Source organism: Corynebacterium sp. LaCa_70, assembly GCF_058182015.1.
The window spans coordinates 2,428,549-2,452,844 of sequence record NZ_CP190914.1 but is presented as its reverse complement, the minus strand read 5'-3'; the positions used below and the strand labels follow the sequence as shown (position 1 = coordinate 2,452,844).

Annotated in this window: 15 protein-coding genes; 8 read left to right on the top strand and 7 right to left on the bottom strand. The window is 57.6% G+C overall.

All coding sequences use genetic code 11. The annotated features are described in order from the left end of the window. Positions 1-6 precede the first annotated feature (6 nt). From trpCF to hutH, 6 genes are all read right to left on the bottom strand, one after another. Complete coding sequence (gene trpCF, locus ACP8MI_RS11155) at positions 7-1,506, bottom strand: bifunctional indole-3-glycerol-phosphate synthase TrpC/phosphoribosylanthranilate isomerase TrpF (protein WP_018120648.1); 1,500 nt, start codon at positions 1,504-1,506, stop codon at positions 7-9. Beyond that, a complete protein-coding gene (trpD, locus tag ACP8MI_RS11150) occupies positions 1,496-2,566 on the bottom strand; it encodes an anthranilate phosphoribosyltransferase (RefSeq protein ID WP_018120647.1) in 1,071 nt (356 codons plus the stop codon). The genes trpCF and trpD overlap by 11 nt, the downstream gene beginning before the upstream one ends. Next, complete coding sequence (locus ACP8MI_RS11145; protein ID WP_249606208.1) at positions 2,566-3,219, bottom strand: anthranilate synthase component II; 654 nt, start codon at positions 3,217-3,219, stop codon at positions 2,566-2,568. Before ACP8MI_RS11145 ends, trpD begins: the two co-directional genes overlap by 1 nt. Then, positions 3,219-4,874 (bottom strand): anthranilate synthase component 1, encoded by a 1,656-nt coding sequence (locus ACP8MI_RS11140; RefSeq protein ID WP_284589746.1) that lies wholly within the window; start codon positions 4,872-4,874, stop codon positions 3,219-3,221. The genes ACP8MI_RS11145 and ACP8MI_RS11140 overlap by 1 nt, the downstream gene beginning before the upstream one ends. A 109-nt stretch (positions 4,875-4,983) precedes the next feature. Next, entirely contained in the window at positions 4,984-6,189 is a 1,206-nt protein-coding gene (gene hutI / locus ACP8MI_RS11135) for an imidazolonepropionase (RefSeq protein WP_018120644.1), read from the bottom strand. 79 nt (positions 6,190-6,268) lie between these two features. After that, entirely contained in the window at positions 6,269-7,876 is a 1,608-nt protein-coding gene (gene hutH / locus ACP8MI_RS11130) for a histidine ammonia-lyase (RefSeq protein WP_238635832.1), read from the bottom strand. 385 nt (positions 7,877-8,261) lie between these two features. Between hutH and hutG the strand changes: the two genes are divergently transcribed. Further along, positions 8,262-9,233 (top strand): formimidoylglutamase, encoded by a 972-nt coding sequence (gene hutG / locus ACP8MI_RS11125; protein ID WP_026167888.1) that lies wholly within the window; start codon positions 8,262-8,264, stop codon positions 9,231-9,233. Positions 9,234-9,516: 283 nt separating this feature from the next. Here the strand turns inward: hutG and ACP8MI_RS11120 are convergent, their stop codons facing one another. Then, positions 9,517-9,948 (bottom strand): hypothetical protein, encoded by a 432-nt coding sequence (locus tag ACP8MI_RS11120; protein WP_187114741.1) that lies wholly within the window; start codon positions 9,946-9,948, stop codon positions 9,517-9,519. A gap of 775 nt (positions 9,949-10,723) precedes the next feature. Between ACP8MI_RS11120 and ACP8MI_RS11115 the strand changes: the two genes are divergently transcribed. The 7 genes from ACP8MI_RS11115 to ACP8MI_RS11085 all read left to right on the top strand — a co-directional run bounded on the left by ACP8MI_RS11115 (position 10,724) and on the right by ACP8MI_RS11085 (position 24,275). Next, positions 10,724-12,079 carry a Na+/H+ antiporter family protein gene (locus tag ACP8MI_RS11115; protein ID WP_284589747.1) on the top strand — a complete coding sequence of 452 codons (1,356 nt, stop codon included), beginning with the start codon at positions 10,724-10,726 and terminating at the stop codon, positions 12,077-12,079. Between the two features lie 76 nt (positions 12,080-12,155). Next, on the top strand, positions 12,156-13,082 hold the full coding sequence (locus ACP8MI_RS11110) for an ABC transporter ATP-binding protein (protein ID WP_201809843.1): 927 nt from the start codon (positions 12,156-12,158) through the stop codon (positions 13,080-13,082). Beyond that, on the top strand, positions 13,079-14,713 hold the full coding sequence (locus tag ACP8MI_RS11105) for a hypothetical protein (RefSeq protein ID WP_284589748.1): 1,635 nt from the start codon (positions 13,079-13,081) through the stop codon (positions 14,711-14,713). Before ACP8MI_RS11110 ends, ACP8MI_RS11105 begins: the two co-directional genes overlap by 4 nt. Before the next feature lie 250 nt (positions 14,714-14,963). Continuing rightward, a complete protein-coding gene (locus ACP8MI_RS11100) occupies positions 14,964-17,951 on the top strand; it encodes a choice-of-anchor M domain-containing protein (protein WP_126844210.1) in 2,988 nt (995 codons plus the stop codon). 163 nt (positions 17,952-18,114) lie between these two features. Further along, positions 18,115-20,751 (top strand): choice-of-anchor M domain-containing protein, encoded by a 2,637-nt coding sequence (locus ACP8MI_RS11095; protein WP_126844209.1) that lies wholly within the window; start codon positions 18,115-18,117, stop codon positions 20,749-20,751. Positions 20,752-20,797: 46 nt separating this feature from the next. Next, positions 20,798-22,669 (top strand): TIGR03773 family transporter-associated surface protein, encoded by a 1,872-nt coding sequence (locus tag ACP8MI_RS11090; RefSeq protein ID WP_126844207.1) that lies wholly within the window; start codon positions 20,798-20,800, stop codon positions 22,667-22,669. Between the two features lie 31 nt (positions 22,670-22,700). Next, a complete protein-coding gene (locus ACP8MI_RS11085; protein WP_018120636.1) occupies positions 22,701-24,275 on the top strand; it encodes an anchored repeat ABC transporter, substrate-binding protein in 1,575 nt (524 codons plus the stop codon). Positions 24,276-24,296 lie beyond the last annotated feature (21 nt).

Sequence of the window (24,296 nt, the reverse complement as noted above, 5' to 3'; positions counted from 1 at the left end):
CCCAGTTTATCCCTTGGGCCGGGTGCGTTCGCGCGGTTCCGTGTAATCGCGGATCGTGTGAAAGATGCTGCGGATGAGCGCGGCATCTTTGCGGGGTGCAGCCGCAGCTCCCGCAGTATCGGTGTCCGTGGCCGATGAGGGGGCAACCTCTACCCCGGAGTTGAGATCCATACCGAAGCAGCCGAGTTCCAGTGCGCCCCGGATATTTTCTGGGTTGATTCCACCGGCCAGCAGTGCATGGGGCTTGATCTCGTCGGGAATTCTTCGCCAATCGAAGGAGGTGCCGGTTCCTCCTTGGCCCGCATCGAGGACGAGTTTATCGGCTGCGCCCGGGGCGAGGATCTCGCTGAGTGTTCCCGGTTCTACTTCCGGGGTGGTCATGGAGATGGCGCGCCAGATTTCCACGCCGCGCTCTGCCGGATCGATGCCAGCGTCGCGAAGTTCCGCGCGCACGTCTGCAAGCAATTCCTTCTCCCCAGCGAGGGAACCCTGGTATGGGCTGTGGATCTGCAGGGCGTGAATACCTGGTTGTACTAATTCTGCCCAACCGGTGGTCCGCCGTGAGACAGCGACGTAGCGGAGTCCGGGTTCATCGGCGATGATTTTTTTCGATGTTTCACGTGAAACATTGCGTGGCGATGCCTCTTCGAAGATCAATCCGCCATAGACGGCACCAGCGGCGCGGGCGGCTTGGGCGGTGCTCGGCGTCGTCAAGCCGCATACTTTGTTGTGTCCATAGACCAAAGCGCGGGCAGCCCAATCGGTATCCGGCTGCGACGATAACTGCGAGCCAACCAAAAAACCCGATGCGTGCGCACCTAAGGCCTGCACTGCCCTATTGTTACGGATGCCGGACTCAGAGATCGCCAGCGTCCCCTCCGGCAACAACTTCGCCAGCCGGGCAGTGCGCGATAAATCAATGGAAAGATCGTGCAAGTTCCGGTTATTGATACCCACGATCCGCGCACCCAATTGCAGCGCGCGGGCAACCTCGTCCTCATCGATGACTTCCGTAAGCACGTCCAGCCCCAACTCGTCGGCAAGCGCAGAAAGTTGTGCGTACTCGTCGTCGCCCAGCACCGAGAGCATCAACAAGATCGCATCGGCGCCGTAATAGCGCGCGGCATAAAGCTGGACCGGATCGACGATGAAATCCTTGCACAACACCGGAAGGTGCGTCGACATCGACACCGTGGCCAGATGATCATAATCGCCACCGAAATGCTCCGGCTCGCACAACACGGAAATCCCGGAAGCATAACGCGAATACACCCGCGCAAACTCGCCGGGCTGATAATCCGCCCGGATCACACCCAGCGATGGCGAAGAGGATTTACACTCCATGATGAACGCCTGCGGACGCGCCCGCAGTGAGTCATACAAGCTGCGCTGTGAACGCGGAAGTTGTGCGCGGTCCACATGCGCGATGCGTTCAGCGATAGCCGGGAGATGCGTACGCCGCTGGGCGACGATATTTTCCAACACCGTCGGTAATTTAGTGCTCACCGTAATTGGCCTCCTCGTGGGTTGCTAACCACTGCCTTGCGGTACCGTCGTTGATGATCTGGCTAGCCAGCTCTGTGCCGTCCGCGATGGACTCTGCTTTGCCAATGACATACAGCATCGCGCCGGCATTCACCGCGACGGCGTCATGATGCGCTTGCGGGGCGGTGCCATCGAAAATCGCGCGGATCGCAGCGGCATTCGCGGCGCCATCACCGCCTTCCAAGTCTGCTAATTCGTGGCGGGTGATGCCGAAATCTTCCGGAGTGAGCTCATACTGCGCAATCTCGCCGTCGTTGAGTTCCCAGATCGTGGTCGGACCATGCACCGCGAGCTCATCTGTTCCGGAACCGTGCACGACGAGCGCCCGCTTGCGGCCGAGCTCGCGGAAGACCCGCGCAATGGTTTCGCCGATTTCTGGCCGGGCAACACCCATCAATTGAAATTCTGGGCGTGCCGGTGACAGCAGCGGGCCCAAGGTATTAAACAAGGTGGGAACCTTCAGTGCCTTGCGCACGGGCATGACATGTGCGACGGCTGGGTGATACGCCGGTGCGAACAGAAAGGTGAAGCCAGAATTCTCGAATTGCGTCACTGCGCGGTTCACGTCGAGATCCAGGGGGATATTCAGTGCCTCAAGAACATCCGCGGAACCGGAACGCGACGATACCGAACGGTTGCCGCCTTTGACTACTTTCGCTCCCCCAGCGGCGGCCACCAGCGACGCCGCGGTGGAAATGTTGATGGTGTTGGTGCCGTCGCCGCCGGTACCTGCGGTGTCCAACAAACCAGCACCGGTAACCGGGAACGGGCGCGCGGCATCGATGAATGCCTGGGCGGCGCCGGCGATGTCCGCGAAGGTCTCACCGCGGGTGCGGATCGTCGCCAAGAGCGCGGCGATGTGCACGTTTTCGTACTCACCGACGGTCAGCGGTTGGAACACCGCGCGGGCCTGCTCGACTGTGGGGTCATGATTGTCCAGATACGCCAGCAGTAGGTCCAGCGGTGTGGGGTTCGCGCCAGCGTTGTCGGAGCGGTGGCTCACGGTGCTGTGGTCAGTCATCAGCACTCCCCTTTCGTCAAGAAGTTGATGCAGCGATTCAACAAGACTGGCCCCTTCGGGCTCAAGATCGATTCCGGGTGGAACTGCAAGCCCATGCACGAGCCGTCGGGCGCGTATGCCGCCATGGCGACATCACCCAAGTCAGTCTGTGTCGTTGCTAGTACCTGTAGCTGTTCCGGCGGGTTCGCGCATGCCAACGAGTGATAGCGCGCCACCGGCACCAAACGGCCCACATGATCAGGTTTGTCTGGTTCCTCGTCGATCGTGAGCCCGGCAAACAGTGGGTGCTGTGCCCCGGCATCCGTCAGCGTCATCGGCACCGAGCGGCCATGCACCGGCCCGCAGGGTTCCACGCTGCCACCGTAGTGTTCCAGTAGGGCTTGGAATCCCAGGCAAATACCCAATACCGGAATTTCGCCATGGATGGCGTCGAGAAGCTCCATCATGTTCCCGGTTTCCCGTGGGTGCCCCGGCCCGGGCGAGAACAACAGCAAATCCGGCTTGGCGGCCAGGACCGTCTCGACGGATACCGTGTTACGGAAGACCGTGCAGTGGTGCCCGGCGAGCGCGTCGACCAGGTTGTAAATGAACGAATCGCGGTTGTCGATCACCACGACGTGCGGCTGTGCTGTCATGTGCGGTTGTGCAGCCATTATCGTGCCACCTCCACTGGCGCCCCCAGCGCGACGGCATCGAGCACCGCATACGCCTTGTGTACTGTCTCGTCGGCCTCGGCCTGCGGCGTGGAATCGCGGACGACGCCGGCACCGGCCTGAATGATCGCTTCCCCATGACGCACGAAGGCACTGCGAATGACGATGCAGTTATCCATGCGCCCGTCGCCACCGAGATACCCGACTGCGCCGCCGTAGGATCCGCGGCGTTTGCCTTCCACCTCACGCAGCAGGTCCACCGCGCGCAGTTTCGGTGCACCAGTCAGCGTGCCCATGTTCATGCATGCGCGGTAGGCATCGAGGGCGTCGAAATCCTCGTGCAGCGTGGCGGTGACACGGGACACCAGGTGCATCACGCGCGAATAACGGTCCACTTGCAACAGCTCTGCTACCTTGCGCGTGCCAGGGACTGCGACGCGGGCGAGGTCATTGCGCGCCAGATCCACCAACATGGTGTGCTCGGCCAGTTCCTTGTGGTCGGTGCGCATTTCCAGCTCGTTGCGGATATCGAGTTCATGATTGACGCTGCCATCCGGGTTCAGGCCGCGCGGGCGCGTTCCCGCAATCGGATACAGCTGCACTTCCCGAGTATCCGGCGAGAACTTCAGGTTGGATTCCGGCGAGGCGCCAAACAGCTCGTAGTCTTCGCCGCGGAAGTAGAACATATACGGCGACGGGTTCGTCTGGAGTAGGCGTCGGTAAGAAGAAAACGCATCTGCACATGGGGCGCGGAAGGTGCGCGCAGGCACTACCTGATAAATATCGCCCTGATAAATATTGCCTTTGAGCTGTTCGACGTGGCTGCGGAATTGTTGGTCGTCGAAATCTGTGCGCACGTGCAGCGGCTGGTTATTGTCGACGCCCTGCTCCGGCGGAGCCAGTGGTGTGATCTCAGCTTCGGCTTTTGTGGCATAGGCGGCAAGCCGCTTGTCGACGTCGTCCTGGCTGGTGCCGACGCCACACACATACGCAGTCTGGGACAGGTGGTCTACTTTGAGTAGTGTTTCTGCTACGACGAATTCGTAATCTGGGTACGTGTTGTCGCCCTCGCTGACCGCGGGTAGGGTTTCGAAGGTTTCTAAAAAGTCGTAGGCGAAGCCGCCGGCCAATAAGGGCAGGTCCGGTACTTCTGTGGCGGGGTCCTGGGTGATCGGGCCCTGGGTTGCGGAGTTCCGGGTTGCGGAGCCCTGTTGAGCGGAACTGTGTTGGTTGGCGTTGCTGCCATACTGCTTGCTCAATTGCAGCCGACGCAGCACCTCTGCCGGGGAGATCGCCAGCAGGCGTTCGCGTTCGTCGGCGGCCTGGGATACCGGGAATTCGAAGACTGCCACTCCCCGACCGCCGCTATTGCCCGCTACTTCATATTCGGAAAGTTCGGTGCGTAATTTCGCTACAATTTCTTCGCCGGTAGCCGTGAGCGCTTGAGCGGTCACGCGGCTTCCCTGGCAGCGAATGCGCACTGCGGAGTCAAGAACCGCCAAGCAGAGAAGATTTTTCTTCGACTCGATATCCGCTGATTCCAGCAGTACTGTGTCTGTGCGCTCGAGCCCGCCGAGGTGGGCGAAAAGCTGCGCCGCATCCGCGTGGTAGCGCAGATCGCGGCGCGCTGTGGGGAGATGTGCAGCAAAATTCATAGCCCCAACAATACTGTGTGGCAGCCGACATGGGCGGCGTGGCCTAGCCTTAAATTCGCGGCGCGGGTCGGCGCCGTCGGGAATGGCAATGTTTCACGTGAAACATTGCTTATTCCACACCGAAAACGAGCTCGCCGTTTTTATAAGTCCGGTAGGTCGCAGGCATGCCTGGGCGGTAGGCCAGCTCGATTGCGTTGGCGAAGTTGAGCACGTGCAAATCCGCTGCCGCACCCGGGACCAAGCTGCCGCGGCCAGGACGGCCCTGTGCGTCTTCCCCACCTTTGACCGGTTGGCGGCGCAGTGCTTTCGCACCGCCCAAGGTTGCGGCTTCGATAGCCTCATCCAAGCTGAGGTCTTGCTGCAGCACCGCGGTGGTAACGCAGAAATTCATCGACGACGTATACGAGGTGCCTGGGTTCAGGTTCGACGCAATCGCGACGGTGGCACCGGCATCCAACAGCTGGCGTGCCGGAGCGAGATCTTGCTTCGTCGACAAGTCACAGGCAGGCAACACCGTAGCGACGGTGTCGCTGCTCGCGAGCGCCTGGATATCGTCGTCGGAAAGGTAATTGACGTGATCCACCGACGCCGCACCAATTTCCACTGCCAAGCGCACGCCGGGGCCCTGTTGTAGCTGGTTACCGTGCACGCGCGGCAATAAACCGCGCTTCTTGCCCGCCTCGAGAACCTTGCGCGATTGTTCCTCGTTAAACGCGCCGGTCTCGCAGAAAACGTCGATCCAGCCAGCGTGCGGCTCCACGGCATCCAGCATCGTGCCGACGACCTCCTCCAGGTATTCGTCGGCATCTGCCCCCGGCGGCACCAGGTGCGCGCCCAAGAAGGTGACATCGTCGACGCCCGTGCTGGCAACCTCAGCGGCCAGAGCCTCGGATTCTGTGTTCAAGCCGTAACCAGTTTTGGTCTCGATCGTCGTCGTTCCGCCCGCGTGGCAGCCCGCGATGCGCTCTTCTAGCAGCTGTTCCAAGCGCTCACGTCCGGCATTGCGGGTAGCTTCCATGGTGGTGGCGATACCACCGGCGGAATACGACTCGCCTGCCATGCGCGCTTCGAATTCCTCGGCGCGGTTGCCATCGAAAATCATGTGCGTGTGTGAATCCACCCAACCTGGCAGTACTGCACGGCCGCCCAGGTCGATCTTTTTCTCGACGCCCTCGGAAAGGTCCTGTGGCAGGTCATTCAAAGCACCGACCCAGGTGATGATGCCATTACCGTCGACGAGCAGCGCGCCGTCTTTAATGGTGCCCGCGTCCGAGACCGTGCGTAGTTCGCTGATGTTGTGGAAAAGTGTGCTCATGGTGCCTTTCGAATGGTGATATTTCGTGTGTGTGGAGATGTCTGCCGGTGCGCAGGGCTTATGCTCCCCTGCTATCTCCCTAATCCAGCGTGCCGACGACGCCCTCGACGCTGGCTACCAGTGCCCCGCTGGCTACCAGCTGGTGGGCGTAAGCGATTTCCGGTGCCAGGTAACGGTCGGTGGTTGGGCCCTCTACCCCTTCGCGCAACAAGGCGATGGCGGCCTTTGTTCCTGGCGCAGATTCTGCCGCGGCGTCACGGCAGCGCATGGTAATCGCGCGGGCGGCGGTGAGGTACTCGATAGCCAACACGCGCTGCAGGCCGTCGACGGCGGTCCGCAGCTTGCGGCCAGCAGACCATCCCATGGACACGTGATCTTCTTGCATCGCGGACGACGGAATGGAATCTGCCGAAGCTGGGTTGGCGGCCCGTTTGAGTTCCGAGACGATACCGGCCTGGGTGTATTGCGCGATCATGTGGCCGGAGTCGACGCCCGGGTCGTCGGCAAGAAACGCTGGCAAGCCGCGGTTGCGGGCGGTGTCTAAGAAGCGGTCGGTGCGGCGCTCGGAAATCGACGCTAGGTCTGCCGCCACGATGGCCAAAAAGTCCAGTACATAGGCCACAGGAGCGCCGTGGAAATTGCCGTTGGAGCGGACTTCCCCATCAATGACCACCGGGTTATCTACGGCGGCGGCAAGCTCGCGTTCTGCGACAGTGATGGCGTGTGTGATGGTATCGCGGAAACCGCCTGTGACCTGCGGCGAGCAGCGTACGGAATAGGCGTCCTGCACCTGGGTTTGCTTGAAGTCTTCTTGTGCGGCCTCCAGCAACGGTGAGTTTGCTGCAACGGTGCGAATATTGCGTGCCGACGACGCCTGGCCCGGGTGCGGACGCAGTTTTTGCAGTTTATCGTCGAACACGCTCAAGGTGCCGTGCAGGCCTTCGACGGTCATCGCGGTGGAGATATCGGCGACCTTTGCCAGATCCTGCAAGTCGGCGATGGCCAGGCACAGCATGCCGAGCATGCCGTCGGTGCCGTTGATCAGCGCCAGGCCTTCTTTTTCCTCCAGCTCGAGCGGGGTGATGCCGGCGTCGGCAAGCGCAGTTGCGGCCGGTTGTGGCTGGTCCGCACCGTTCACGCGGACTTCGCCCTCCCCCAGCAGCGCCAGCGCGCAGTGTGACAGCGGTGCCAGATCGCCCGAACAACCCAGCGATCCGTACTCGTAAACGACCGGGGTAATGCCCGCATTCAGCACGGCCGCGTAGGTTTCGGCGACGACCGGGCGCACGCCGGTGTGTCCAGTGCACAACGTTGACAGACGCAGCAGCATCAACGCGCGGATGACTTCCCGTTCAACCTCTGGCCCGGAACCTGCCGCATGCGAGCGCACCAGCGAGCGTTGCAATTGTGCGCGCATCTCGGACGGAATATGACGGCGGGCCAAGGCGCCGAAGCCGGTAGACACGCCGTAAACCGGGGTTGGTTCGTTGGCGAGGTCATCAATACGTTTGCGGGTGGTCGCGATTCGGTCCAACGCTTCCTGGCTGATTTCTACCGCTGCCCCACCGCGGGCAACCTTGACGACGTCATCGATGCGCAAAGCGCCGAGACCGACGGTGATGGTCTCTTTCTCGTGTGCCGCTAACTGTTGTGCCTGTGACTGTTGTGCTGCTGTGTGCTGTGTCATTGTTTTGGACCGTTCCTTTCGCCTGTCGCGGATGGTGGATAAGGATGGTTGCTAGCAAGTGTTCTTGTGCCAAGTACTCTTTCGCCCAAGCTTAATAAGACTCAGGTGTTCCTGCCCGAGATCCTGTCTTGGATCCCAGACTTAACATTTGCTGTGGATTGTGGCGAGTGCTGCCCCCGTTGCGGCTTCTGGTTCTCCGGTAATTTTTCCCCGTTGAAGCGCTTTGGCCTGCAGAGGGTACGTAATCTTTCCGTCGTGGCAATTTCATCACAGTGACTAAATGAGCAAGAGTCTTAAGGCTCCCGTGACTGACTTTGCAGAAAAACGTTGCGTCACTTCCCCAGCCCTTCTGAGCGCTAAAAATATCCTGATTACACTCGTGTGCATGAGTGATTTTGAGTGGACTGGACGCGTCGATGGACCCGGATCCGAACATGCCCGTTGGCATTCGGTAATACAGACTGATCTCGCTGTTTCTACTGCGGCCGCACAGGGCGACCGGCCATCGCGGCCTGGTGTGGCGCTGATTGGCTTCGCCTCCGATGAGGGTGTGCGTCGCAATGGCGGCCGACAAGGCGCTGCCGGCGGGCCGGATGCACTGCGCACAGCGCTTGGTGGTCTGGCTATTCATGACGACGTCCCGCGTTACGATACCGGGACCGTCACTTATGAAGGCCGGGATTTGGAAGCCGGACAAGAAGAACTTTCACAACGCGTAGCTGCTACCGTGCGCGCTGGACACCTGCCGGTAATTTTGGGCGGAGGCCATGAAACCGCTTTTGCCTCGCACCGCGGTTTGGTTCGCGGATTAAAAAATGAAAATCCGGATGGGTTGCGAGATTTAGGGATTTTCAATTTGGATGCGCATTTTGATCTTCGTGACGCAGATGAGCCAACCTCTGGTACCCCATTCCGACAAATTTCCGAGATCGACGGTGAAAATTTCAGTTATACCGTCTGGGGAATCTCCAAAGCCAATAACACCCGGGTACTTTTTGAAACCGCAGACCGCCTGGGTGTGAACTATCTTCTCGATGAAGATTTGGCTCGTGCCACGGTCAATGAAGTAACTGAAATTGCACATAAAGCCGTTCAAGATTTTAAAAACATACATCTTAGTATTGACTTAGATGTACTTCCGGCGTCGGTGGCGCCCGGAGTGTCAGCTCCAGCCGCGTTGGGTGTGGAAGCTTTGAAGGTTTACGCGATGGCGTTGGCTTTGGCGCAAACCGGAAAGTTGCGCCTCGTCGACGTGGTTGAGCTGAATCCAAAATATGATGTAGATTCACGCACCGCTAAACTGGCAGCACGCATGATTCACGACATTGTTGCCGCGCACGGCGGAACGCAGAAATGAGTCGAAGCAGGGAACGAGGGGAAATAATGAAAAGCCGTAGTCGTCGAAATAGTATGATAGTCAATGAGTTCCGGTTTGTGTAGAGCACTAAACCGGCGGACGTAATGACAAATCTGGTTAATGGCACGCCCGAAAGTCTTTAAGCAAAACTTTCTGACCTGCAGGCTAAGGAGGTGATAGTGCCCGTCTCATGCTGACGTTCTGATAGAAATTTGTTGTCTACAAATGCTCATCACATTAAAGAATCAAACCATTCGGCGATGCTCGAAATCCACTCTCCGAACTAAGAGAACAAATCAGGAATCTTCGGAGCTTTCACGATGAGCTCGGAGCCATCGTTTGTCTTAAATTGCACAGCTTTATCTCCACCCAGCAATAAAGCTTTTCCTCTCGGGAGGATTCTGTAACCAATACCGCCCCAAGCAGTATATGAGCCGTCTATAAGTTCTACACTGGCAACGTCGCGTAGGTTGACGTAAAAAACTCGCTTGCGGAAAATGGTTGAATGTATTTCTAAGCTGCTGTTGGATTTCTCGACCGTTACAAAAGACAAGAATAAGGTCGCAAGAAAAGAGAATAATAAAGGCCCGACTGATAAAAGTGCAGTGGTAGAAAATGGATCCAATAAAACCAACAGTCCTAAGATTGACAATCCTAGAACTACAGTTAAGCATATAAGGATATTAGAATGGGTGACGAATTTGGTTCGATTCATTTTGGTTAGAAACTCCTTCTCTTTTGAAATTACGTCAGCCTGGTGAGGTGTATGTTGAGAATTATATCTAAGCTAAGCATATGCACTGTTAACAATAGCTCAAAGGATTCGACGATAGGCCCGAGCTCCAGAAAATGGATGCATTACGGTTGGTACGCAGACCGTGTGCGTGGGCGAAAGCATCGATAACGAGTAAGGCACGTATGTGGTCCGCGAGTGCATAACCCCCCATATTTTGTTGAGTGGATATTAATGACCATGTAGGATAAATGTTGTTACCGCAGATGCAGGACAGGTAGATAATTTCGTCGATTTAGGCGCGGTTCGGTCTGTCAGCCGTATGGTTTTTGATGATTTGTGCGACCGCATTATGATTTTCGGGCCGACAACAGTTAGAGAAAATATCCTTATCCTGTGGGATACGCGGGTTCTGATCTATTTCTAAAAAGAAGAATGGGCAAGCTGTTAAACGTGGCACATCCGTGTAAGGCGAATACTCGGTTCGGTAGTTTTAGACAAACTGGAACCAGACCACCAGCGTGTATTGGTGCCAAAATGTTTTGTAACCTTGCCCAGAATGTCTCGTTGTTCACGCAGTTTGGTGTTTTCTTTTTCAGCTGCAGGATGCGTTCGGAATCATTTGCCGGCTGGGCCAATGGGTGAGACTTACTGTGTTGGGGATCAGCGGGTTGCCAAATACGGCACAACCCCAAAATAAACCGTACAACCAGCGATGGCTATTACTATCGAGGGCCAACGTGTTAAACATGACACTATGAATGCAGTCATTATCGCTGTGGTGGTCATGTTGGGCCTGGCCGTCGCACGTGTACACGTTGTCTTAGCGCTCCTCATCGGCGCAATCGTTGGTGGTCTTGTCGGTGGACTTGGCATCGACGGGTCCTTTATCGCCTTCCAAGAAGGAATTGGTAACGGCGCGTCGATCGCACTGAACTACGCCTTGCTGGGTGCTTTTGCGTTAGCGATCGCCAACGCGGGTCTCCCCCGCCTGCTGGCCGAATCCATCATCAACCGGATTGATGCCGACGACGAAGACACCAAAGAAAAAGCCGTGGCCGTCGCCAAGTGGCTCACCGTCGCGGGCTTGTTGTTGATGGCGATTATGTCGCAAAACCTGGTTCCGGTTCATATCGCGTTTATTCCGCTGATTGTGCCGCCGCTACTATCGGTGTTGAACAAGATGCAGCTGGACCGCCGCCTGATTACCTGTGTGCTGACCTTCGGCCTGGTCACCACCTATTTCTTCGTTCCGGTTGGCTTCGGCAATATCTACATGAATGACATCCTGCGCAACAATATCGTGGAAGCAGGAATGCCGGAGGCAAACACTGTCTCGGTCATGCAGGCCATGGCCATTCCCGCACTAGGAATGCTGGTTGGCGTATTGTTCGCGATCTTCGTCAGCTACCGCAAAAAGCGCGTGTACAAAGACATCCCGATCTCCGAGGACGCCGCCAAAGCCGTCGAGATTTCGCGTTACCGCATCACTATCTCGATCATCGCGCTCGTTGCCACCTTTGGTGTGCAGATCGTGCTGCAATACCTGGATTCGGATGCCGACAGCCTACTGGCCGGCGCCCTGGTTGGTCTGGCGATCATGCTGGCCTTCCGCGGTGTGGAATGGAAGCAATCCGACGATATCTACACCGAAGGTATGCGCATGATGGCGTTGATCGGTTTCATCATGATCACCGCGCAGGGTTTTGCGAACGTCATGGCCGAAACCGGCGACGTGGAAACGCTCGTCGAATCTACCGCCGCCGCTTTCGACGGTAACCAGGCATTGGCCTCGCTGGCTATGCTGCTGGTCGGCCTCGTCGTCACGATGGGTATCGGATCATCCTTTTCGACGCTGCCGATCATCTCCACCATCTATGTCCCGCTGTGCATCTCTCTGGGCTTTTCCCCGCTGGCCACCGTTGCGCTGGTCGGTACCGCCGGTGCGCTGGGTGATGCGGGCTCCCCAGCCTCCGACTCCACGCTGGGCCCAACCTCTGGTCTGAATGTCGACGGCCAGCATGATCACATCCGCGATTCCGTCATCCCGACGTTCCTGCACTTCAACATCCCACTGATCGCTTTCGGCTGGGCTGCCACGATGCTGCTGTAGGCCCTATTCATGTCCGTGTTGCGCTGCTACGCTCGATAGTGCATCTATCGCCAATAGAAGAAAGCGTAGCCTAACAATGAGCGATCCAGCCGTGCCCACCGGTCCTGCTTCCGGTGGGCATTTTTCTGTGTCAAACGAATCATCTGCTTCTCACCAGCCGTCCGGATCTGGGCCTAACCCGAACTCCGCACCGCACCCGAATGCCGCGCTACAGCTGCAGGGTTTGAGCAAGTCCTACGGCGGCAAGGTCGTCGTTCGGGATATTCACCTCACGGTTCCGCGCGGAAGTTTTTATGGCCTCGTCGGGCCCAATGGTTCGGGTAAAACCACCACTGTGCTTATGGCTACGGGCCTGCTGCGCCCCGATGCCGGTACCGCGCTGGTGTGTGGACACAACGTGTGGGGTAGTACGGCCGAGGCCAATGCCGCGAAAGGCGCTTACGGGCTGCTTGCCGACGGGCTGCCCGTTTTTGATCGCCTTTCCGGACAGGAGTACTTGCATTACCTGGGCTTGCTGCGCGGCATTGACGAGCCCACGGTGTCGCAGCGCTCCCGCGAGTTGCTGGATGCACTGGACCTGGTTGATTCTTCCAGCAAGTTGATCGTCGATTATTCCGCGGGCATGACCAAAAAGATCCTGCTGGCCGGGGCGTTGCTGCACCGCCCGGACATTCTGATTCTCGACGAGCCTTTTGAGGCCGTCGATCCGGTTTCTGCGACAACTATCCGCGAGATCCTACAAGCTTATGTTGCCAGCTCCGGCACGGTGATTATGTCTTCGCACGTGATGGAAACCGTGGAGGCGCTGTGTGATCACGTCGCGGTGATTGGCAAGAACCAGCTGCTTGCCGACGGCACGTTAGACGAGGTGCGCGCTGGTTCTAGCTTGAGCGAGCGCTTTGTGGAATTGGTCGGTGGGCGCCATCTGGCGGAAGGTTCGCTGGGGTGGCTGGCCGGCGCGAAATCGGAGAATGCCACTACCGATAAGGGGGAGCAGCAGTGACGCACACAGCAGCACAACCCTCGCTACGGGTTTTTACTAGTTTGCACTGGAAGTTGTGGAAGCGGCATTTCAGTACCAATACCGCGCAAATTTTCATCGCCATACTGGTCGCGTTTTATTCCTTCCTCGGGCTGGCTGGCCTCGGCGCATTCACGCTGCTGGGAGCTGCTGAGGGCGATTTCATGCCCATGATTTATAGCCTCGCGGCGGGCACAGTTGGCTACTGGATAGCAGCGCTGCTGATGCCGGCGGGTGAGAACCAAGTTGATCCCGCTCGGATGGCGGTATTGCCGCTGACAGAATCAGTGCAGTTACGGGGCTCGGCAGTGACCTCGCTGTTGACCGTGCGGGGAGTTCTGGCAATCTTTAACTCGCTGGTGATGATCGTACTTGGTGCCGTTGGCTTGGTGCATAATGGCAGTGGGTGGGGCATTGCGGTGTGGATCCCGGCTGTGCTGGGCTCATTCGTGATCACAGTTGCTGGTGGGGAAGCCTTGGCGACGCTGCTGGGCAGTGTCGGAAACCGCAAAAGCAGTGAAAAAGTCGCGATGGCCAGCGCTTTGGGCTTCGTTGTACTAATTTTCGGTTTCAATGTCGTCGCCAACAGTCGGCTAGATTTTTCGCTGCCGTGGGAAGCTCTGTTTGCACTGGTGGCATGGACTCCGTTTGGTGCAGCACCGGGTGCGGCCGTCGCTGTGCTGCAGGCCCACTGGGCAATTGCCCTGGTGCAGGCAGCAATAGCGGCAGTGACGGTAGCGGTGGCGTGGCGCGTGTGGCGCTGGGCGCTGCGGCGTAATGCGCAGACGGCAACCGGCGATTCCGGGGCGGCAGCCACCGGGTCTGAGGCCGGAAGTGTGTTGTTGCCGGGGGTGCGGGCGTCGGCAAGCGGGGCAGTGTTCTCCCTGACCTTGCGGTATTGGCGCCGTGATATTCGGTTTACCTACAGCTTGGTAGTTATGCCGCTGTTTTTGTTGATGATGCTGGCACTGGCCGCGATTAATGATCAGTCCTTTATGGCCTATCTGGCGGTGCTGTTCTTCGTGTTGTTTGCTGCCGGTATGACCTCGAATGCACTCGGGTACGACGGACCGTCGAACTGGGTGCACATGAGCGCTGGGTTGGCGCCGCGCACGTTATTGTGGGCACGCACGCAGGCGGTCTTGCTGCTTACTTTGCCGACCCTGGTGATTTACCTGGTGGTTTTGGTGATGTTGGGGACTGAGCCGACGATCGTGGTGGCGCTCGCGGTAATCGCGGGCTCGGCGGTGTTGCTGAATGCGGGGTTGGCGGCGCTGTTGGCAGTGTGGAATCCGTTTCAGGTTTCCGCGCCGGGCACCAACCCGATGAAGGATAAGTCGGGTTTTTCCGTCGGTGCTGTGATCATGATGCTGGTATCTGTGCTGATGGTGTGGTTACCGCTCGCGCCGGGGATCATCATGATGATTGCTGGCATGAACCTCGGTGATGGTGGTGTCACACAGTTGTCTGGCTTGCCGACGTTGTTCTGGGCTGGGGTTGTTCTGAGTCTGTGTGTTGCGCTGGTTGGGCTTTGGCTGGGGCATGCTGCAGCTGCGAAGCGTTTGGAGAAGCGGTGGCCGGAAGTGCTTGCGAAGGTGCGGAATTTTTATTAAATCTGTGCGGGGATAGCAGTTTTCTACAGCATGATTTTTTCGGGTGACCGGGCTGATCACGGACGTGATGGGCCCGGTTTTGTTTTGCCATAGTGTGCGTCACGGCGGTGCATGGGTGCATGGGTGGTAGTTGAGCTGTGGGTTTTGCAGTTTTAAGCAGGTAGTTTCCAGTCTTGTTGCAACCTGTTTTCAGGTAGGCTATTTTTAACTAAACTCTTGGGAATGAGTTTCAATAAGAAAGGCTTTATTAGTGAAAACTTCAGATTTCTCGCGTGCCGACGTGCGTGCTCAGCGGCGACGTTTTACGGTGCCTGGATCGCGTCGTTCGCGGATTCGTCTAGCGGTGGCAGTAACCGCGGCGTTGAGCACCGCGTTTGCTGGTCTCCCGGCAGCTTCGGCGGGCCCTGATGATGGCAAACTTATTTTGACGGAACGCCACATTGATTCGCCTTATGTGGTTAGTAAAGATGGGCACTATGACGTGCGTTCAAAGTATTCTGCGCGTGTTGATGGCGATTTTAAGGAAACAACCGCGGCTTTTGCGGAATCAGCATTGTGGATCGGTAAAGGCTGGCATAAGCCACAAACAAAGGAGGGTTCGAAGTATCAGATAACGCTGCCAGCCAACGACGATTTTAATTTTATCGGTAAGCCGGGGGAGACATACTTACAAGCCCCGAGCGTATCGTCTGGTAGCAATCATTCGCCCATCTGGTACGGCTACGGTGCTGAAGAAAAGTTACCGGTTGCGGATATTCCGAGCGAACGTGTGTCCCTGGATTTGCTCAGCGTTGATGGCCCCGGTGACATGGAGCAGTACAAATATGACCCAACCGATGACTTTGGTGTGAGGCGACTCATTGGAACAACGGATACGTCGCCGCATTCCATTTCTATTAAGCCTCATGAGCACACCCACATTAACACGCTTTTCACGAAACCAGGGCGTTATGAGCTGACCTATCGTGTGAGCTCACTGGACAAAGACGGCAATTTTAAGGCCTCGGATCCGCGTACGCAGGTGATCCAGGTTGGTGGGCAACAGCCACTGGATACGAAGACGGAGTCGTTGGAGGATCGATTCAATAAGGCTCCGGATGGGGATGCCGCTGCTGCAAACTACCGTTTGAGCATTGCTCCAAAAACTGATCGGCAGGCCGATGGCGACGACAAACTTTCGACGATCGTTTTCGATGCCAACAATCCAAATGTCACGGGTACCGTGACGTTGTTCGTTGACGGTTACTTCCTGACCGATTTGCCAGTCAAAGATGGCAAAGCCACCTGGGATGAACAGTTGAGTCCGAAGCAGTCGGATATCCAGGCTGTCTTTACTCCGGATGCTGGCACTGCTCATTCTGAGAATGCCGATGCAGAGGCCCCCGAAGAGTCGGTTGTTGCAACCGTGCCACGCTGGATTTCAGCGCCGTTGGCATACTCGGCGGGTGAGACCAAAGAGATCACCAGTGCAGAAAAATCGGATTCTCTGCCACAGGGAAATAACAAGCGGAACCTGAATATGCCACAGCTTGGAAGCGAGCTGGCTAGCAAAGACATTGATGTGCGCTATGTTCCCGGTGATAAAAAAACTGACACATATTACTTTGAGGCCAAGGATCCGAATTTCCAAGGCTCATTCACCGGTGGCGTGTATAGCAAGCTGGAAGACGCTGAGAATAAGAGCTACCCGGTGTTGGGTATTGAAGGACCCATCGTTGATGGTAAAGGGCATTTCACGATTCCGAAAGATTATCAGCCTGGCCCAGGAGGCGTGCTGTATATCAACGTGATCCCGCATCCTGCCTATGGCTTGGCGAATGCTAGGGGAGTCATCACGGAGAATTATGCTCCCGACCAAAAATATGAAGGTACTGTGCAACTAGGGGATCGTCCTGCTGGGCAAGGACCGCAAGGTGACGCTCCCGGAGAAAATGGTGCTGGTTCGCAGCCGCCTGCGGATAACGAAACTGAATCGCAGGAGGTTCCAGAGACTGCTCCGGAAACCACACCAGAAAATGCACCAGGTGTCCCGGAAACCACGCCAGGCGATAACGCAGCTGCGCACCAGGGTCGCGGGATGTGTGTCGGTAAGCATCTGTTGCATAGCGGACACGTGGATATCTTGGCGAAGCACAAAGGTGACGGTTTGGGTATCAGCCTGAAAGATGACACTCAAATTGTGGAAAAGAAAAATGTTGAGCGTCGGCTTGATGAAGTAGCGCTTGAAGTTCGAGATAACACGAAACGTAAGCGCGGAACGTATTTCCAGGATGCGAAATTTGATTTCATGGGCAAGGGGGACGATGGCTTTTATCTCTTGCCACAAAGCCAGCGTCAGAGTGTTATTTGGCCAGGTTATAACACCGAGCACATCGATTACGACAAAATTGATGGCGCAGTGTCATTGAATTTGCAGCCACGTGATGTTCCCGAAGGAGCAACCTGGGGCACCTATATCAACCATGATCTAGGGGAAGTGGATATTCTGTCTGATTCGACTAAGAATGATCACTCGATCGAAGCATCATTTTCCTCGCATACACACATAAATTGGGTGTTTTCCGAGCCTGGTGTTTACACCTTTGACGCGAGCTATAGCGCGAAGCATAAAGACGGCCATGAGATGAAGTCCGAAAGCCAGGAGTTTGTCATTACGGTGGGCAAGGATGCGAAGGAGACCTGCACCATACCGAACCTAGAGGTGGGGCAGGAGCCAAACCAGCCGGAAGGATCGAAGCCAGGGGCAGGGCAGGAAAACAAGCCAGAAAATGGTTCGGATGAACCCGCACCTGGAAAACCTGAGGGTGAGCCAAAGCCGCAGGCGCCAAAGCCCGGTGAGCCGGAAGTTCCGGGCAATCCAGATGCTCCGAAACAACCAGAAGAGTCCATTAAGCCGGAGACTCCGAAAGATCCACAGCCGGGCAAACCTGCACCTGGAAAGCCCGGAAACCAAGACAAGCCAGGCAATGGGAAACAGCCGGAAGCCCCGAAGAAACCGGAGAATCCTGCAAAGCCACAGCCGCCGAAGCAGCCAGAAAAACAGCCGGACAATCAATCCAAGCCAGGCGGTTGGTCACTGCAAAACTTCTTCTCCAACTTCAACCCGGTGCACGTGCTAGCACCAGTGCTGGGCATCGTGTTCATCGCTCGGATGGTCGCGCTGTTTATGGAGTTGCAGCCGCAGGTTGCAAACTTCTTTGCGCAGGGCATCCCAGGGCTTCCGGAGTGGGGAAAGTAGGGAAGAGCTGAAACGCTTTCTCTACGTATGGGGTCATTTCTCCACAATTCCTGTGTGACACACCGGGAACCTTAAGCCTTGTTGCAAACCACTTTCAGCTAGGGTATTTTGACACCATTGTTGAAAACGGAACCCATTAATAATAACGGAAGGCTTATGAGTTATGACCCCACAACTTCGTCGCTCACGTGCGGCAGGGCGGCGTAGTCGCAATACTCGGTTGGTCATCGCTGTTACCGCGGCTCTCGGCACCACGTTCGCAGGGCTCCCAGCGGCAATCGCTGGGCCAGACGATGGGAAAAAGATTCTCACCAGAGAGCATATTGACGCTCCATACACTGTGCGAGACGACGCCGGGGTGTTCGACCTCTACGCGAAAAATGGCGAAGGCCCGCACAAGCTCTCGGAGTCGGCGGTGTGGGTCGGTAAGGGCTATAACAGTGACGGCGCTGATAAGAAGCAGCAGTATCAGTTCACTGTCGATGACAATGAACGTCTGCGATACCTTGGCAATCCAGGTAATACCTACGTGTATTCGCCAGAAACGCCATTGGGAGGCCGACAAGACCCAGCATGGCTTGGTTATGGTGCAGAAAAAGACTTAAACGTCGACGATATGCTGAACGGCCGGGTCTCGTTAGACCTGTTGTCAGTGGACGGACCGGGTGAGGTAGAACAGCTGCAGTACAGGCCCGGACACTCAATCGATGTCTTGCGCCTTTTGGGCACCAGTGACTCCTCGCCACGGTCTATTTCGATTGAGCCCGGTGAACACAACCACATCGGAACTGTTTTTACCAAGCCTGGCCGCTATGAATTGACTTTTCAAACCAGTGGCTTGCGCAAAGATGGTACTTATGTGGCGTCTGAACCACGCACAATGGTAATTCAGGCGGGCGGCCAGCAGCCGAAGGCAGAGGCAACAGCGCCATTGCAGGAACGCTATCAACCGGCGCGCACAAAAAATCTTGCAGAAGCTAATTACAGCTTAAGCATTGCCAAAAAAACAGATCCGGCTGTCGATGGTGATGACAAACTTTCTACTATTTCCTTCGACGCCGGAAACCCAGAGCTTTCTGGCACCGTGACGTTATTCGTCGACGGTTATTTTCTGACGGACCTGCAGGTAGAAAACGGCAAAGCCTCCTGGGATGAATTGCTGAGCGCACAAGCATCCGATATTCAAGCAGTATTTACCCCGGATGATGAAACTTCTGCGCACTGGATTTCTGCACCATTGGCATATTCTGCAGGCCAGGCCGGGGTCACAACCACCTCGGACAATCACGCGGAGCAGCTGCCCCAGGGCAATAACCGGCGGAGCTTCGACTTCCCAGCACCGAATACTGCGGTCGCCAATGATGAGGTCACCGTGAAATACGTCCCCGGTGCCAATGGGGTCGGAGAAATCGTCGTCGAGGCGAAAGATCCACAGCTGCAGGGGCTGATTACGGGTGGCATCTATGAAAATGAAAAATGGTTAGAAAAGGACACCCCAGACCGAGAATTGGCGGGTACCTTTAAGGACGGCAAAGGCACGCTTCGGTTTGAAGACGGGCACTTGCCGGAAAACGCGATTCTGAAAGTTGATGTCATTCCGCATGCTGGATTTGGCCGTAAGGCTGCGTCCGGAATTGTCACAGACAAATTCAATGCCGGAACCAGCACCGAAGCGACCTTCCGTTTGGGTGAGATCGATGGCTCGCTAGAGCCTGAGCTGCAAAGACCAGGCCAAGGCGATAGCGGTACCGATAACTCGGGTACACAAAACCCAGGCGCAGAACAGCAGGAACCGCCAAAGAACAACGAGCAGCAGGGTAGTGGTGAGCACGCTGGGCACGCAGTGTGTGAAAACAAGATCATGCTCAATCGCGGCCATGTCGATATCTTGGGCAAACGCACCAAAGATGGCCTTGATATTGCGTTGAAAGACGATACCCGGATTGCCGCGGATAAATCCGTGGAGCGTTCCTTGAACGATGTTGCTTTTGCGATCCGGGATAACGCGAAACGGAAGCGTTCCGAACATTTGAGCGATGAGAAGTATAACTTCATTGGCGAGAAAGGCAGTGAGTTTTACTACCTGCCGCAAGCTCAGGACAGAGCCGTTTTGTGGCCGGGGTACAACACCGAAGCTATTCCGGTACAAAAAGAATTCGACGGCCCCGTATCGCTCAACCTGGTTCCACGTGAAACACCCGAAAATTCTAGCTGGGGTGCGTTTATTGATGCGGGATCCTTCGGCAGAGAACACACGATTCTGGCGGATTCCACGAAGCAGGATTACGCAATCGAATCCTCAAATTCGACGCACACTCACGTGCACTGGGCGTTTTCGGATCCCGGAATTTATACCTTCGACGTCAGCTACAGCGGTACGACAAAAGATGGCCAGGAACTGAAATCCGAGAGCCAAGAACTCGTCGTCGCAGTTGGTGACGAGGTTCTGGAGACCTGTAAGACCAGCCCTGCGCCAAACCCGAAGAAGCCACACGAACCGGGTAACCCGAGCCAGCCACACGAACCAGGCCAGCAAAGCCCTGGCGATGGACAATCCGGCAACCACAACGAGCAGAACGAGCAGAAAGAGCCAAAGCCCGAAGACCCCAAGGACCCAGGTAACCAATCCAAGCCGGGCAACTCGTCGCCGCAAGGCTTCTTCTCCAAGTTCAACCCCGTCTACCTGTTGGCACCACTGCTGGGTGGTGTGTTCATCGCCCGCATGATTGCACTGTTCATGGAACTACAACCGCAGATAGCCAACTACGTTGTTGACCGTTTCCCGCAGCTAAAAAACTAAACCCACCACCCCCCCCAGATTCCACCTCCCCGGAAAGTAACCGCACATGACCGCATTGCACACTGTGCCGCCACGGCCAGCACGCACATACTCCGCGCTGCTGACAGCCTTGGTGCTGTGCTGGGTAGCCGCATTCGCCCCCACCGCGCTAGCCCAAACCTTCGACCGTGGACACGTCGACGTTTTCTACGTCACCTCACACGGCGGAGAACTGTCGCTGTCGATGAAAGAAGACATCACCGGCGGCGGAGTACAACGACCTGGCGACGACGTCGTCCTGCACGTCAGTGACGCCGCCTGGTCAGAAGCTACAGCAGGCGTCGATGGCATTGGCCAAGCGACGTACTTCCTGCCCCAATCACAAAACCACGACGTCATCTGGCCGGGCTGGGACACCCAGCCGGTTGCTGCCGACGGATACCAAGCCGTGGACTTCAATTTCCAAGACGTCTCCGGCCCGGGCGAGGTCTACATCTTCGAAACCGAAGGCTTCGGGGGCATCAAATCCGTCACCAACGATGGTTCCTACAACCTGCGCACCGGCTCGGTCATCAACCAGCCATACCCCGCACACAAGCACATCAACTGGGCATTTACCCACCCGGGCACCTACCAGATGACGGTGTATGCCAGCGCCAACGGACAATCCAGTAACGCGGTCACCTACACCTGGCAGGTCGGTGGCGAAGCCGGGGATGCACCAGCACCTGCAGCACCAGGCGGCCACGGTGGAGGACAAGCCGGTGGACACGCTGGACAAGGCGGCCACGCAGGCAACCAACCTGGCGCCCCAGCACCACAGGGTGGCGGGGGAGCAGCCCCAGGGCCACGCGCCGGTGGCGCGCATGTGGGCCCAGCACCGAAATCCGCTCCACCAGCCGGAGCCGCCGGCGGCTCGTCGTCGGCAAGCACTTCCGGCGGCGGCAACGCACAATGCACCCCAGGTCTGCAGCCACAAATCAAAGACGACACCACCAGCCCGCCGCAATGGCGCCCAGCACAAGGGGCGACGTTCTACCTATCGTCGAATGCCGAGGTGAACCTGCCGAGCACCGTTGGCACCGTGCCGGAAGGAAAAGCCTGGATGATCGGCGCCACGCAGGTCGCAGGCGTGCCGTGGTTAGGCGCTAATACGCAGCACCAATCAATGCACGAGCACCTGGCATCTGCCGTGCGCTGGGACATCACCGGCTTTAGCGGACCAGGCCCAATGACCGTGTACTCGCAAGGCCAACTGGGCCAGATCGTGGGTGAAGAATGGTTCCGCGCTGCAGGTGGCGGATACCAGGGCAGCAAAGCCATCCCACGCAACACCCACGTGCACCCAAACTGGGTCTTCGGCGCGCCGGGCCGCTATCAGGTAAACATCACCCAGTCCGCGCAGCTCAACAACGGCAAGAAAGTTTCCGGCAACGCCACGCTGAACTTCGTCGTCGGTGGCAGCAACCCGGGTGGCGCCTTTAGCGACGGCCACTTCGACTTGGGTGCGGTAGTCAACCCCGATGGTGGCGAATGCGCTGGTGCCGGCATCGCCGGTGGTGGGGCAGCAGGTAGCGCTGGTGGTGGTGCCGACGCGAACCTAACCGCCACCGAGGGCTTAAGCGAAGAACAACTCGCGGCCCAAGGACTGGCTGCCGACGGCACCCCGCTGGGCAATGGTTTTTCTTCCGCGTTGGCCGGGCAAGACTCCAAGCTGTTCAATATCGCGGCCATCGTGCTGGGTCTTGGCCTGCTGTTCCTGGGCGTGGCAGCTGCGCACTTCGCAATAAAGAAATCGAAAGCTGCTGAGGGTGACGACGCAAGCCCAGAAAGCGCAGAAGGCGCAGACGGCGATCCGAAAGCGCAAACGGCGACGACCGGCACGCAACCACCCCAGCCGCCACAACCGCCGCAGACCGCAATGATCCCGCAGGTATAAAACCACAGACGAACGTGCAGAAAGATTGAGTATGAAACACCGCCGCGAAACCACATTCGCGCAGCGCACAGGCATTGCGCAGTGGTCTGGCGCCCGAAAACTGGGTTACGGCCTGGTAGCCGCGTTGGTGCTGACAGCGACGGCCGGGGGAGCATATGCGTTCAGTGGTGCGTCGGCAAGCGCCCAAGGACAGGGAAGCCAGGCGCACGGAAGCCACACCCAGGCAGCTGGCAATGCCGAACCGAGGCTGCGGGTCGTGGCCACCACGCCGATCCTGGCGGATCTAGTCTCCCAGGTTGCTGGGGACGACGCGCAGGTCACCACGCTCATCCCACCCGGCAAGGACCCGCACGATTTCGAACCCAGCCTGCGCACGGTTCGCGAAGTCGCCTATGCCGACCTGGCCTTCGCCAACGGGTTGCTGCTGGAACCACCAGCGCTGGCCGAAACTTTGCGCGAATCCACCGCGGGGGAAGTCGTCGACGTCGCAGATCTTGCGCCATCGTATGGGGCAGAGCTGATCCCGTTGGTGGAAAATATCGCTCTCGATGCCGTGTGGCTGGGCTTGCGCGTGCAAGGGGCGCAGGAAGCGAACTCGGTGAAGTTCACCATGACTGATGCCCAAGGCCCGGGTGATGTTTCGGCGTATATCGTTTCCACCTTCGGCACCCCGGAACCCATTTTCCCGTCTGATTCCGGCATTGATTTGCCTGCCAACGCCCACACGCACGTGTCCTGGGCGTTTAGCGAACCTGGCATCTATAAGCTCACCTTCGCCGCCGCCGGACAGCCGGGCGAGGAGGCCACCGAGGAACAAACCATCACCGTCGCCGTCGGCGTGAACCCAGAGGAAGGCGCGCACGTCATCGACTCCGGCCACGTGGATATCACCGCAGATCTTGCCGACGGCACCATCGCGCTGCGCGACCACGACGCGAGCTTCGACCCAAATACCACCGTGCTCGCGATCCCGTCGTCGACCCTGCAGCCCATCCCACCGGACCCGGCCTACCGCTTTTTGGGGCGCCCCGGCCAGGAGACCTATCTGTTGCCGCAAGCGGTGTTGGGCAAGCACTTGCACGGGGAGATCGACCCGCACCTGTGGCACAACACCCGCAATGCGCGGGCGTACGTGGAGGTCATTGCTGAGCAGATGGCCAAAGCCGACCCGTCCAATGGCCACCGCTACCAGCAGCGCGCCGCCGAATATAACCAGCAGGTACAGCTTGTCGACGACGAACTGCACGCTGCGTACGACGCGATTCCGGAACACCGCCGACACTTGGTCACCACCCACCACGGCTACACCTATTTGGAGCAGGGATACGGGATTAATATCGCCGGTTTTGTTACCCCGAATGCCTCGATCGAGCCATCCCCGCGCGATGTGATCGCACTGCAGCGCACCTTGGAAAACCTGGATATCCCGGCGGTGTTCGTCGAACCGAATGCTGCTGCTTCCACCTCCACGTTGGAAGAAACCGCGCGCCGGGCCGGGGCAGAGGTGTGCACGATTTACGGCGACAGCCTGGACGAACACGTGCCGACGTACCTGGATCTGATGCGGTTTAATGCGAATGAGATCAACCGATGTTTAAGCCCCTAAGTCTGCAGATCCGGTGCGGCC

Coding starts and splice junctions, on each gene's coding strand:
- trpD (WP_018120647.1), bottom strand. CDS start 2,566: ATGACTGACCACAGCACCGTGAGCCACCGCTCCGACAACGCTGGCGCG.
- ACP8MI_RS11145 (WP_249606208.1), bottom strand. CDS start 3,219: ATGGCTGCACAACCGCACATGACAGCACAGCCGCACGTCGTGGTGATC.
- ACP8MI_RS11140 (WP_284589746.1), bottom strand. CDS start 4,874: ATGAATTTTGCTGCACATCTCCCCACAGCGCGCCGCGATCTGCGCTAC.
- hutI (WP_018120644.1), bottom strand. CDS start 6,189: ATGAGCACACTTTTCCACAACATCAGCGAACTACGCACGGTCTCGGAC.
- hutH (WP_238635832.1), bottom strand. CDS start 7,876: ATGACACAGCACACAGCAGCACAACAGTCACAGGCACAACAGTTAGCG.
- hutG (WP_026167888.1), top strand. CDS start 8,262: ATGAGTGATTTTGAGTGGACTGGACGCGTCGATGGACCCGGATCCGAA.
- ACP8MI_RS11120 (WP_187114741.1), bottom strand. CDS start 9,948: ATGAATCGAACCAAATTCGTCACCCATTCTAATATCCTTATATGCTTA.
- ACP8MI_RS11115 (WP_284589747.1), top strand. CDS start 10,724: ATGAATGCAGTCATTATCGCTGTGGTGGTCATGTTGGGCCTGGCCGTC.
- ACP8MI_RS11110 (WP_201809843.1), top strand. CDS start 12,156: ATGAGCGATCCAGCCGTGCCCACCGGTCCTGCTTCCGGTGGGCATTTT.
- ACP8MI_RS11095 (WP_126844209.1), top strand. CDS start 18,115: ATGACCCCACAACTTCGTCGCTCACGTGCGGCAGGGCGGCGTAGTCGC.
- ACP8MI_RS11090 (WP_126844207.1), top strand. CDS start 20,798: ATGACCGCATTGCACACTGTGCCGCCACGGCCAGCACGCACATACTCC.
- ACP8MI_RS11085 (WP_018120636.1), top strand. CDS start 22,701: ATGAAACACCGCCGCGAAACCACATTCGCGCAGCGCACAGGCATTGCG.